Source organism: Acinetobacter sp. PC34 (assembly GCF_051789135.1).
Taxonomy (GTDB): Bacteria; Pseudomonadota; Gammaproteobacteria; order Pseudomonadales; family Moraxellaceae; genus Acinetobacter; species Acinetobacter johnsonii.
Genome location: NZ_CP196664.1, coordinates 1697009 through 1709905 on the forward strand (window position 1 = coordinate 1697009; position 12897 = coordinate 1709905).

The following is a 12897-nucleotide window of genomic DNA, read 5'->3' on the forward strand; positions in this document are numbered from 1 at the left end:
CTTCCTCACTTTTGGAAAGTCGGAGAACGGACATGCCACGTATCCCAGTTATTAATACTAGCCATCTCGATCGTATCGACGAATTACTTGTCGACAACTTTGAAACAGGCGAATTCAAACTTCATCGTTCAGTGTTTACTGATCAAGCCCTTTTTGACCTAGAAATGAAGTATATCTTCGAGGGTAACTGGGTTTACTTGGCACATGAAAGCCAAATTCCAAATAACAATGACTATTACACGACGTATATTGGCCGTCAGCCTATTCTGATTGCACGTAACCGTAATGGTGAACTCAATGCCATGATCAATGCCTGTTCACACCGTGGTGCACAGCTTTGTCGTAATAAACGTGGCAATAAAGCAACCTATACATGCCCTTTCCACGGTTGGACATTTAACAACTCTGGCAAACTTTTAAAAGTTAAAGATCCAGCAGATGCAGGTTATTCAGACTGTTTTAACCATGAAGGTTCACATGATCTGAAAAAAGTTGCACGTTTTGGCAACTATAAAGGTTTCTTGTTCGGTAGCTTAAATCCAGATGTCCCCTCTTTAGAAGAATACTTAGGCGAAACCAGCAAAATCATTGACATGATTGTGGATCAGTCTGAACAAGGTCTTGAAGTTTTACGTGGCGCGTCTACCTACACTTATGAAGGCAACTGGAAACTCACTGCAGAAAATGGTGCAGATGGTTATCACGTTTCTGCGGTGCACTGGAACTATGCAGCGACCACCCAACAACGTAAAGAAAAACAAGCGGGTGACAACATCCGTGCTATGAGCGCAGGCGCTTGGGGTAAACAAGGCGGTGGTTCATACGGTTTTGACAATGGTCACATGCTGCTTTGGACACAATGGGCCAACCCAGAAGACCGTCCAAACTTCCCGAAAGCCAACGAATACTCTGAAAAATTTGGCGAAGCAATGTCGAAGTGGATGATTGAGCGCTCACGCAACCTTTGTCTTTATCCAAATGTCTATTTGATGGATCAATTCGGTTCTCAAATTCGTGTACTGCGCCCAATTTCAGTCAATAAAACTGAAGTCACGATTTACTGTATTGCCCTTGTAGGCGAAAACGCGGAAGCACGTACACGCCGTATTCGCCAATATGAAGACTTCTTCAATGCCTCAGGTATGGCTACACCAGATGATTTAGAAGAATTCCGTGCATGCCAAGCAGGTTACGCAGGCATTGAACTGGAATGGAATGATATGTGCCGCGGTTCAAAACATTGGATTCATGGCCCAGATGATGCTGCCAATGAAATTGATCTAAAACCAAAACTTTCAGGTGTGAAAACTGAAGATGAAGGCCTCTACCTTGCACAGCACCAACACTGGTTAGACATGATGAAAATTGCAATTGCCAATGAAAAGGCATTGGCTGTTGAAACTGCAAATGAACAAGGAGAAGTGGCATGAATGCTCCTACAACACTCAACACCGTTAGTATCGAACAAGTCAGTCAGTTTCTATATCAAGAAGCGCGTTTTTTAGATGATGAGCAATGGGATGATTGGCTTGCATGTTATGCCCCTTCTGCATCATTTTGGATGCCTGCATGGGATGACGACGATACCCTGACTACAGATCCGCAGTCTGAAATTTCACTGATTTACTACCCAGACCGCCAAGGTTTAGAAGACCGTGTGTTCCGGATTAAAACTGAACGCTCTTCTGCGACCATGCCAGACACACGTACTTGTCACAATGTGAACAATATCGAAGTGATTGAGCGTGATGGCGACAAAGTTACCGTCCGTTTTAACTGGAATACGCTGAGCTTCCGCTACAAAACCAGTTATAGCTACTTTGGTATGTCGCGTTATGAAATCGACTTTTCAGGTGAAAAACCACAAATTTTAAGTAAATACGTGGTACTGAAAAACGATTACATCAACCAAGTGATTGATGTTTATCACATCTAAGTTTTAGCCACACATCCTTAGTATGCTTTCAGCCAAATGGAGTTTTGGCTGAAAGTTCCAAGTTTCAACGTTTTTAAAGGATATTCAGCCATGTCAAACCACAATGTTGCACTTCAATTTGAAGATGGCGTAACGCGTTTTATTACCGTGACTCAAGGTGAGTCTTTATCAGATGCCGCTTACCGCCAAAAAATTAACATTCCGCTAGACTGCCGTGATGGTGCATGTGGGACTTGCCGTGCATTTTGCGAATCTGGTAGTTATGACATGCCTGAAGAGACGTATATTGAAGATGCGTTAACACCAGAAGAAGCGGAACAAGGCTATATTTTGGCTTGCCAATGCCGTCCAAGCTCGGATGCCGTATTCCAAATTCAAGCTTCATCTGAAGTCTGCAAAACCGAAATTCATCAGTATCAAGGCACTTTAGTCGCTGTTGAAAACTTATCAGAATCGACCATTACTTTTGATATTCAGCTTGATGAAGGTCAACCTGACATTCACTTCCTTGCTGGTCAATATGTCAACGTCGGAATTCCAGAGACAGCAGAAACTCGTTCCTATTCATTTAGCTCGAAACCGGGCAACCGTTTAACTGGCTTTGTGGTACGTAATGTGCCGAATGGCAAAATGAGTAGCTTTTTAAGTAGTGCTGCCAAAACTGGCGACAAAATGACCTTTACAGGTCCATTTGGTAGCTTCTACCTGCGTAATGTGGTTCGTCCTGTTGTCATGCTTGCGGGAGGTACAGGTATTGCCCCTTTTATGTCTATGCTACAGATTTTAGAAGAAAAAGGCGCTGAACACCCTGTTCGTTTGGTGTTTGGTGTCACCAATGACTTCGACTTAGTTGCTTTAGAACAACTGGATGCACTTCAAGCTAAACTCCCATGGTTTGAATACCGTACTGTGGTTGCAAGTCCAGACTCTGCGCATGAGCGTAAAGGTTATGTGACTGGGCACATTGACAATGAATGGCTCAATGGCGGTGATGTTGATGTCTACCTTTGTGGTCCTGTCCCTATGGTTGATGCCGTTCGTGGTTGGTTAGATAGCGAAGGTGTAAAACCTGCAAACTTCCTGTTTGAAAAATTCTCTGCAAACTGATTGGGGCCACTTATCATGTCTGATCGTCAAAGATTTTTAAACAAAGTCGTGATTGTGACTGGTGCCGCTCAAGGCATTGGTCGCGGTGTTGCACTCCAAGTGGCGGATGAAGGTGCGCAAGTTGTCTTAGCCGACTTATCTGACTATGTCGATGAAACATTAGCAGAAATTGAAGCACATCAAGGCGATGCAATAACAGTCAAAACCAACCTTGAAACCTTCGCAGGTGCTCAAAGTGTTGTAGACAAAGCACTTGAAGTCTATGGCCGTGTCGATGTGCTCATCAATAACGTCGGCGGTGCAATTTGGATGAAACCTTTTGAAGAGTTTTCTGAAGAAGAAATCATCAAAGAAGTAAATCGTTCATTATTTCCAACGCTGTGGTGTTGTCGTGCTGTTTTACCTGAAATGATTAAAAATCAGAAAGGTACGATTGTAAATGTGTCTTCTATAGCGACTCGTGGCATTAACCGTGTGCCTTATTCGGCATCCAAAGGTGGGGTTAATGCCCTTACTGCATCACTTGCTTTTGAGCATGCCAAAGATGGGATCCGAGTGAATGCAGTTGCGACAGGTGGAACCGAAGCGCCGCCGCGTAAAGTGCCACGTAATGCAAATCCACTGTCTGAAAATGAAAAGTCGTGGATGCAACAAGTGGTCGATCAAACTATTGATCGTAGTTTTATGAACCGTTATGGCACGATTCAGGAACAAGTGAATGCGATTGTATTCCTTGCTTCAGATGATTCGTCATATATGACAGGTACAGTTGTTCCTGTCGGCGGTGGCGATCAAGGTTAATTGATTGTTACATTATTTTATATACAGGATCATGTCTGCATGGAGGCAAATGAATGGCTACCCTGTTTAAAACTTTGAAAGAAGATTGGTCTATTTCAGCCACTGTCGCAGGATTTTTGGCCGTGCTGATTTCCTATTCAGGACCACTCATTATCTTCTTTCAGGCTGCGCAACAAGCTCAGGTTTCCCCGGCCATGATGATTTCATGGATTTGGGGTATTTCTATTGGAGCAGCCGTGGCAGGAATCTTTCTTTCCATTAAGTTCAAAGTCCCTGTGATTACCGCATGGTCTGCGCCAGGTACGGCTTTATTGGTCACCCTGTTCCCGAATATTAGTCTGAATGAAGCTGTAGCCGCTTATATTACCTCAGCCGTGGTGATTTTTCTGATCGGGATCAGTGGTTACTTCGATAAATTATTGAAATGGATTCCGCAGTCAGTAGCCGCTGGAATGATGGCAGGTATTCTATTTCAGTTTGGTTTAGGTCTATTTAGTGCCACTAACAGCATGCCGATTATTGTGTTTAGCATGCTGTTTGTCTTTTTAGTCGCAAAACGAATTTCACCGCGTTATAGCATGCTTTGGGTACTGCTTTCAGGTGTGGCCTTGAGCTTTGGGCTTGGTGAAATGAATGCGGTGAGTTTAGATTTCCAACTTGCTATTCCTCAGTTCATTAGCCCTGAATGGACTTGGCACTCAACCTTAAACCTTGCCCTGCCTTTGATTTTAGTCAGCCTGACAGGACAGTTTTTACCGGGCATGGCCATCATGAAACTGAGCGGTTATGACATGCCTGCCAAGCCGATTATCACCACCACCAGTATTGCGTCTTTAGCTGTTGCATGTGTCGGCGGTATCACCATTGTTTTAGCGTCAATTACGGCTGCACTGTGTATGGGCAAAGATGCGCATGAGTTAAAAGAAAAGCGTTATATCGCAGGCGTTGCTAACGGCATTTTCTATATTTTAGGTGGTTTGTTTGCAGGCAGTATCGTTCTGCTCTTCAGCTTGCTACCGAAAGAGCTTGTTGCTGCTTTGGCTGGCTTGGCTTTATTAGGTGCAATTTCAACCAATATCGCTGTAGCCATGAAAGATGAATCTCAACGAGATTCCGCACTCATTACCTTTTTAGCTACAGCTTCAGGTATGCACTTTTTAGGTCTAAGTTCCGTTTTTTGGGGCATCGTTATTGGTTTAACTGCGCATCTAATTTTAAGTAAACGTAGTCCTGATATTTCAGCTTTAGCTTCAACTCCAAGCTCAAATCCAAGTTCCAAAAGTTAATAGGTACGCTGTGCCTAGGACAATATTATGATTGATAAAAGTTCAGCTTCTTTAACAGAAGCACTTTCGCAAATAAAGGATGGTTCCACCATCATGATTGGTGGTTTTGGTACCGCAGGACAACCTGCTGAACTGATCGATGGCTTAATTCAACTCGGCATTAAAGACCTCACCATCGTTAGCAACAATGCTGGTAATGGCGACTATGGTTTAGCCAAGCTACTCAAAGCGGGTGCTGTGAAAAAAGTCATCTGTTCGTTTCCGCGTCAGTCCGACTCTTGGGTCTTCGATGAACTCTATCGTGCAGGCAAAATCGAATTGGAACTGGTGCCTCAAGGCAACTTGGCTTGTCGTATTCAAGCCGCAGGTATGGGACTTGGTGCAGTGTTTACCCCCACTGGCTACGGTACCTTATTGGCTGAAGGCAAAGAAACCCGTCACATCGACGGGAAAGATTATGTGTTGGAATATCCAATCAAAGCCGACTTCGCTTTGATTAAAGCACAACAAGGCGACCGTTGGGGTAACTTGGTCTACCGCAAATCGGCACGTAACTTCGGCCCGATTATGGCCATGGCCGCAGGTGTAACCATTGCACAAGTGTCTGAAGTGGTGGACTTGGGTGAATTAGACCCTGAACACATCATCACCGCAGGTATTTTTGTTCAACACGTGGTACAGGTTCAACCTGAACCTGTTGCTGTGTAATCGGGAGAATATCATGAGCTATCAAAAACTCAGCCGTAACCAAATTGCAGAACGTGTCGCACAAGATATTCCAGATGGTGCTTATGTCAATTTAGGCATCGGTTTACCGACCAAGATTGCCAGTTACCTGCCAAGTGACAAAGACGTGTTCTTACATTCTGAAAATGGCTTATTGGCTTTTGGTCCACCACCTGAAAAAGGTCAAGAAGACCCTGAACTGATCAATGCAGGTAAAGAATATGTGACCATGCTGCAAGGTGGTGCCTTTTTCCATCATGGGGATTCTTTTGCCATGATGCGTGGTGGTCACTTAGATATCGCAGTATTAGGTGCCTTCCAAGTGGCAGCCAATGGTGACTTGGCCAATTGGCATACAGGTGCGCCTGATGCGATTCCCGCTGTCGGTGGTGCGATGGACTTAGCCGTTGGTGCCAAGAAAGTGTTTATCACCACCGACCATGTGACCAAACAAGGTGAACCAAAGATTGTGGCTGAACTGAGCTACCCAGCAACAGGTTTGAAATGTGTTGATCGCATCTACACCGACTTGTGTGTGATTGATGTCACCGCAGACGGTTTAAAAGTGATTGAGAAAGTCCACGGCTTAAGCTTTGCAGAATTGCAGGCAATGACCGGTGCAACTTTAGTGGATGCGACACTGTAAATTTCAGAAAAATTTGCTAGAGCTTATAGTCATCAACAACCTGTCGAGCGCTTTAAAAGTATTGTTTTTGCAACAGCAGTGGAAAATTGCTGTGAGTGAACAGGTTTTGTTGATGACAACGTTTTTGGTCACTTTTTTAAAAAAGTGACGAGAACGAGCTACTTCTATTTGACTGAACACGGTAAGACTCCGTCGTGACTAGATACAGTTGATCTGTCAGCAGAGTCCCGTTTTAAAGGACAAGATTAAAAATGAAAAATGCTTATATCATCGATGCCATCCGTACCCCATTCGGCCGTTATGCAGGTGGACTCGCTCCAGTGCGTGCCGATGACTTGGGCGCAGTGCCGATTCAAGCCTTAATACAACGTAATCCAAGCGTAGATTGGAGCCAAGTCGATGACGTGATTTACGGCTGTGCCAACCAAGCGGGTGAAGACAACCGTAATGTCGGACGTATGTCAGCATTGTTGGCAGGTTTACCAGTTGAAGTCCCAGCCACGACCGTAAACCGTTTATGTGGTTCATCCCTAGATGCCATTGCGATGGCAGCCCGTGCAATTAAAGCCGGCGAAGCAGATTTAATCATCGCAGGTGGCGTCGAAAGTATGTCTCGTGCACCTTTTGTCATGGGTAAATCAGAAACCGCTTATGGCCGTAGCCAGAAGATTGAAGACACCACTATGGGCTGGCGTTTTATTAATCCTAAGCTCAAAGCGATGTATGGTGTAGAGACCATGCCGCAAACCGCGGAGAACGTGGCACAACAATTTAATATTGATCGAGCCGATCAAGACCAGTTTGCCTTGGCGAGTCAACAGCGCACCGCAACCGCGCAAGCTCAAGGCTTTTTTACGCATGAGATCATCCCTGTGAATATTCCACAGCGTAAGGGTGATCCGATTGTGGTCGACACGGATGAACATCCACGTGCATCAACCACCTTGGAAGCTTTGGCAAAACTGAAGCCAGTCGTGACAGCAGAAGGCACCGTCACTGCAGGAAACGCATCAGGCATCAATGACGGTGCGGCTGCTGTACTGATTGCTTCAGAACAAGCGATTCAAGTGTACCAGCTTAAACCGCGTGCCAAAATCATTGCTTCAACAGCAGTGGGTGTAGAACCGCGCATCATGGGCTTTGCACCAGCACCTGCCATCAAAAAGTTACTCAAACAAGCCAATCTCACAATCGAGGAGATGGATGTGATTGAACTGAATGAAGCTTTTGCGGCACAAGCACTGGCCGTTACACGTGACCTAGGTCTAGCGGATGACACCACACAAGTGAATCCGAATGGTGGTGCGATTGCGATTGGTCATCCACTCGGTGCTTCAGGGGCACGTTTGGTGACAACTGCATTGAATCAATTGGAACAAACCGGTGGCACTTATGCCCTGTGTTCAATGTGTATTGGTGTTGGTCAAGGCATTGCCATGATTATTCAGCGGGTTTAACCCTTCTTCTGATCTGACGTGGTGTTTTTGCTCATAACACTTTTTGCTGATAACAACAGTGGAAACACTCAAAATTTTTAATGAATTAAGGAAAAGCATATGCCAAGTTTTACTTCAAATAATGCCGAAATTCACTATCAAACTTTTGGTGACCCAAAAAATCCCGCGATCGTTTTTTCAAACTCGCTAGGCACGAACTTCAACATGTGGAAACCACAAATTACTTTTTTCCAGAAAAATTATTTTGTGATTTGCTATGACACTCGCGGGCATGGCCGGTCTTCTGCGCCTCAAGGGCCTTATGATATTGAACAACTTGGTCTAGACCTGATCCATTTACTGGATCATTTAAACATTGAGAAAGCCATTTTTTGCGGTATCTCAATGGGCGGACTTACAGGTCAGTGGTTAGTCATTCATAAACCTGAACGTTTTCACCGTGCCATTGTATGTAATACCTCTGCCAAAATTGGCAATGAACAGGCATGGAATGATCGCGCATCATTAGTACGCACCCAAGGTTTAGAACCCATTGCATCAACGGCTGCGAGCCGTTGGTTTACCGAACCCTTTATCCAAAGCAACGCAGCAACTGTAGCAGCGCTTTCAAACGACTTAGGTGCTGGCAGCCCAGAAGGTTATGCGAGTTGTTGTGAAGCTTTGGCTAAAGCGGATTTACGTGAAAAACTCGAAAGTATTTACGTGCCTTTACTTGTTATTGCAGGGCGTAAAGACCCCGTAACAACAGTCTCAGATGCACAGTACATGGTGAATCACATCCGAAGTAGTGCCCTATTTGAAATCGATGCCTCTCATATTTCAAATATCGAACAGCCCAAAGCCTTCAATCAGGCCATCTTAGACTTTATTGCTTAATGATCTAGGTCTGAACTCAAAACAGCCCTACATGGGCTGTTTTTTTCGTACCTATCTAAAGAAAGCGATAGGAATGCTTAAAACTCATTATTAAAAATATGCTGGCTTTGGTTCATTCTATTTTTCCTCTTAAAATCATCAAAACTCAAAAATTGTATATAAAACAAACTGAAATTATTATGATTTCAAAATCATATCTTCAGAATTTCACTTATTGCCAATCCTAAACTCACTAGATCCCATCATGTATAGCCACATCTACCCAGTTAAAATGAGCAAAATAGCCAATCGTTTTGTTTTATAAATTTTCTCGCACAGCAAAAGCCAATACTCAACAAGAGGATATTTTTTCAGTACATTCCACTACTCAGCAATTTTTCTACAGTTTTTTGCTTATTTAACGGCAAAATTTTTCAGTGAAGAGGATGCTGAAAAACACCGTTAGAAACCTGAATTTTCCTTTTACTGTTTCAAGTTTTTCAGTTTTTTTCTAAAAGATCATGGCATCAGCTAAATAGACCTTAACAACAGACAAAAATGTCTATATACATTTCAACGTAACAAGTTGATGTTTTAATTGATGAAAGTGATATTTTTCAAGTTCAATATTGATCCAATAAAGCTGAGAAGCTGTATTGATCATGGTCGTCCAGCCAGCCAAAAGAGCTGGAATAAATTGATCAGATAATGCACATATACAAACCATATCAGACTTTAGTTTTATTTTGATATACAGTTTAGTCATATAAGAATTGATCTAGATCTGATGTAGCGTGAGCTACCGACTAAGAAGTCTGAGTTGCCCTCTTTTCAAGACTTGAGTTGTACCTGTGGCATAAAACGAAAACAAATCTGCTGCTTTTAGTCAATTTGGCTTACAATGTAAAAAAGAGTAATAATCCGAAAATTTGTAATCTTTTAACATTGCCAATTCCTTGCAAAATTTACATTATATTGCCGAAGTTTGGCACTAAGCATCTACGTCAATTCAAACAAACTATAAAAAAAATGTAGAACTTTATGCCATAATACGCAAACTTTGCAGCCATCTTGCAAAGATATATTGCAATTTATAAATGGAGCAAGCTAAATGAGTTCGACCATTTTGGTTATTCATGGACCGAATCTAAATTTGCTAGGAAAGCGCGAACCAGAAGTATATGGTTCTCTAACGCTGAACGACATCAATCAGCAACTCATTGCACAAGCTGAAAATGCTTCAATTTCTCTCGACACTTTCCAAAGTAATTGGGAAGGTGCCATTGTTGACCGTATTCATCAAGCCCAAGCGGATGGCGTCCAATTTATTATTATTAACCCTGCTGCACTCACGCATACCTCTGTTGCTCTACGTGATGCCCTGCTTGGTGTAGCCATCCCATTTATTGAAGTTCATTTATCAAATGTTCATGCGCGCGAAGCGTTTAGACATCATTCATATTTATCAGATAAAGCCGTTGGCGTTATTTGTGGCTTAGGTGCTCAAGGTTATAGCGCTGCGCTCAATTACGCTCTCACTAAAATTCAACCCTCTACGCAATCATAATTAGGAATACTGTCACATGGATATTCGTAAAATCAAGAAACTCATCGACCTGATGATTGAATCTGACTTACAAGCGATTGAAGTTAAAGAAGGCGATCAATCGATTGCACTGACTCGTCGTAGTCCAGTTGTTGCAGCTGGTGCTCCTGTTGCTATGGCAGCTCCTGTTGCTCAAGCTCCAGCGGCTAAAGCACCACGTGGTGCTGTAGAAACTTCTCCAATGGTTGGTGTGTTCTACGCGGCTCCAAGCCCAGGTGAAGCGCCATTTGTTAAAGTCGGTCAAACCATCACTGCTGGTGAAACACTTGGTATTATCGAAGCAATGAAAATCATGAACCCGATTGAAGCAACGCAAAGCGGCGTGGTTGAAGAAATTTTAGTGAAAAACGGCGAAGTGATCCAATTCGGTCAACCATTATTCCGCTACCGCGCGTAATAGACGGGGACTTATAATGTTGCAAAAAGTTTTAATTGCAAACCGTGGTGAAATTGCCCTGCGCATCACCCGTGCCTGCAAAACTTTAGGGATTAAGACTGTAGGAATCTATTCAGATGCCGACAAAGACTTAATGCACCTACGTTTTGTAGACGAAGCAGTATGTATTGGACCGGGTGCGAGCAGTGAAAGCTACTTGAACATTCCTGCCATTATTACAGCGGCTGAAATTTCAGGTGCAGATGCCATTCACCCAGGTTATGGCTTCTTATCAGAAAATGCTGAATTTGCTGAAATTGTAGAAAACTCAGGTTTTATTTTTATTGGACCACGCCCTGAACACATCCGTTTGATGGGTAACAAAGTTTCTGCGATTACTGCAATGCGTAAAGCAGGTGTTCCAACTGTACCGGGTTCTGCAAATGCGGTTACACCGCAAAATGCACTGGCTGAAGCTAAAGAAATTGGTTTCCCATTGATCGTGAAAGCTGCCTCTGGTGGTGGTGGTCGTGGTATGCGTATTGTAGAACGTGTCGACACCCTGCTTGAATCCGTTCAAGCCGCACAGCGTGATGCTGAAATGTGGTTTGGCGATGACACGGTGTATATGGAACGTTTTCTACAAACACCTCGTCACGTTGAAGTTCAAGTTCTTGCTGACGGTAATGGCCATGCGATTCATCTCTATGACCGCGACTGCTCTTTACAGCGTCGCCATCAAAAAGTGTTAGAAGAAGCGCCTGCGCCAAACTTACCTGAACAAGCACGTGCTGACATTTTAGAAGCTTGCGTAAATGCTTGTAAATTAATGCAGTACCGTGGTGCAGGTACATTCGAGTTTTTGTTTGAAGATGGTGAATTCTTCTTTATTGAGATGAATACACGTGTTCAAGTTGAACACCCTGTAACTGAAATGGTGACAGGTATTGACATTATTGAACAACAGCTCCGCATTGCTGGTGGCTTAGGTCTTGAAATTGAACAAGATCAAGTTGAAGTCAAAGGTCATGCGATTGAATGCCGTATCAATGCTGAAGATCCAACGACCTTCTTACCATCACCAGGTAAAATTGAGAATTTTTATGTGCCAGGTGGTGCAGGTATTCGTCTTGATTCACATATCTATCAAGGCTATAGCATTCCGCCATACTATGACTCGATGATTGCGAAGCTGATCGCACACGGTAAGGATCGTAAAACATCACTTGCTCGCATGCGTCAAGCGCTTGATGAAATGATTCTGACCGGTATTAAAACCAATATTCCATTGCATAAAGATTTGATTCTTCAAGATGAAAAATTCTGTGAACAAGCAATGGATATTCACTACCTTGAAAAGCATTTGTTAAAGCAAATTGAAGGAAATCAAGATAAATAATTGTCTTGATTCTTAAATAAAAAACCGCGATAAATCGCGGTTTTTTATTTATAAAAGAATTAATTAAGGCAGCACACGACGTAGTGTTGCAAAACATTGTTGTGCTTTATCATTGGCACAAAAATTAATGGTCGATGGACTTTGCCATTTCACAAAATACTGAGACATTTCACCAGTCTGATCTTCTTGAGACCCAGAACAATCCACTTGGTTATTGTCAAATTTGACCTGTAAAATCAAAGCAGGCAGTTGTACATTTTTATCGGTAGATGGCTGGTAATCATAAATTCCCGTGGACCATTCTTCCCCACTTTTAATCACAACATCACTATTACTTTTAAAATTATAGTATTCAACGCATTTACGATTATTTGGAATTTCCATTCCCCATAAGCCCACAATTTCAGGGCGAGTCGTTACACGAATATTATTTTGATTTGATGCTTGAGTATCCTCAGCCTGACTTGGTGTATTTGCCATAAGCACTGATGAAGTTAACATGAATAACATGCCGAGTAATGTTTTTTTCATACAAGCCATAATGTTTTTAAGCGTCTCACTAAATTAGCATATTTTGATTCAAAACATCATTTTATAACCATTTCATAACAATCTATTTTTTGTTATGGGTTGCAATCTTAATTTAACAAAACGATTTATTGTCAGTACTAGATAAATTCTCCTTTCAGAATCGAAAAAAGA

13 protein-coding genes are annotated in these 12897 nt (G+C 42.7%); 12 read left to right on the top strand and 1 reads right to left on the bottom strand.

Going from position 1 to position 12897, the window contains the following annotated elements; genetic code table 11:
* Positions 1-32: 32 nt before the first annotated feature.
* The 12 genes from benA to accC all read left to right on the top strand — a co-directional run bounded on the left by benA (position 33) and on the right by accC (position 12195).
* Positions 33-1430 carry a benzoate 1,2-dioxygenase large subunit gene (gene benA / locus ACSC9N_RS08210; RefSeq protein ID WP_130235425.1) on the top strand — a complete coding sequence of 466 codons (1398 nt, stop codon included), beginning with the start codon at positions 33-35 and terminating at the stop codon, positions 1428-1430.
* Positions 1427-1936, top strand: a complete 510-nt coding sequence (gene benB / locus ACSC9N_RS08215) for a benzoate 1,2-dioxygenase small subunit (protein WP_395475140.1) — start codon at positions 1427-1429, stop codon at positions 1934-1936. Before benA ends, benB begins: the two co-directional genes overlap by 4 nt.
* Positions 1937-2026: 90 nt before the next feature.
* Complete coding sequence (gene benC / locus ACSC9N_RS08220; protein ID WP_010326677.1) at positions 2027-3043, top strand: benzoate 1,2-dioxygenase electron transfer component BenC; 1017 nt, start codon at positions 2027-2029, stop codon at positions 3041-3043.
* A 15-nt stretch (positions 3044-3058) separates the two neighbouring features.
* Entirely contained in the window at positions 3059-3844 is a 786-nt protein-coding gene (gene benD, locus ACSC9N_RS08225; protein ID WP_010326676.1) for a benzoate diol dehydrogenase BenD, read from the top strand.
* A 53-nt stretch (positions 3845-3897) separates the two neighbouring features.
* Positions 3898-5130 (top strand): benzoate/H(+) symporter BenE, encoded by a 1233-nt coding sequence (benE, locus tag ACSC9N_RS08230; protein WP_010326675.1) that lies wholly within the window; start codon positions 3898-3900, stop codon positions 5128-5130.
* 27 nt (positions 5131-5157) lie between these two features.
* Entirely contained in the window at positions 5158-5838 is a 681-nt protein-coding gene (locus tag ACSC9N_RS08235; RefSeq protein ID WP_010326674.1) for a 3-oxoacid CoA-transferase subunit A, read from the top strand.
* A 13-nt stretch (positions 5839-5851) separates the two neighbouring features.
* Positions 5852-6502: a 3-oxoacid CoA-transferase subunit B gene (locus ACSC9N_RS08240; RefSeq protein WP_010326673.1), complete on the top strand. Its 651-nt coding sequence runs from the start codon at positions 5852-5854 to the stop codon at positions 6500-6502.
* Positions 6503-6753: 251 nt separating this feature from the next.
* Positions 6754-7959 carry a 3-oxoadipyl-CoA thiolase gene (gene pcaF / locus ACSC9N_RS08245; RefSeq protein ID WP_010326672.1) on the top strand — a complete coding sequence of 402 codons (1206 nt, stop codon included), beginning with the start codon at positions 6754-6756 and terminating at the stop codon, positions 7957-7959.
* A gap of 99 nt (positions 7960-8058) precedes the next feature.
* A complete protein-coding gene (gene pcaD, locus ACSC9N_RS08250; protein WP_010326671.1) occupies positions 8059-8835 on the top strand; it encodes a 3-oxoadipate enol-lactonase in 777 nt (258 codons plus the stop codon).
* Positions 8836-9925: 1090 nt separating this feature from the next.
* Positions 9926-10381 carry a type II 3-dehydroquinate dehydratase gene (aroQ, locus tag ACSC9N_RS08255; protein ID WP_010326669.1) on the top strand — a complete coding sequence of 152 codons (456 nt, stop codon included), beginning with the start codon at positions 9926-9928 and terminating at the stop codon, positions 10379-10381.
* A 16-nt stretch (positions 10382-10397) separates the two neighbouring features.
* Complete coding sequence (gene accB / locus ACSC9N_RS08260; RefSeq protein ID WP_010326668.1) at positions 10398-10817, top strand: acetyl-CoA carboxylase biotin carboxyl carrier protein; 420 nt, start codon at positions 10398-10400, stop codon at positions 10815-10817.
* A gap of 16 nt (positions 10818-10833) precedes the next feature.
* Positions 10834-12195 carry an acetyl-CoA carboxylase biotin carboxylase subunit gene (gene accC / locus ACSC9N_RS08265; RefSeq protein WP_005399493.1) on the top strand — a complete coding sequence of 454 codons (1362 nt, stop codon included), beginning with the start codon at positions 10834-10836 and terminating at the stop codon, positions 12193-12195.
* A 63-nt stretch (positions 12196-12258) separates the two neighbouring features.
* Here accC and ACSC9N_RS08270 read toward each other — a convergent pair whose 3' ends face one another.
* A complete protein-coding gene (locus ACSC9N_RS08270) occupies positions 12259-12726 on the bottom strand; it encodes a hypothetical protein (RefSeq protein WP_010326667.1) in 468 nt (155 codons plus the stop codon).
* Between the last annotated feature and the right edge of the window lie 171 nt (positions 12727-12897).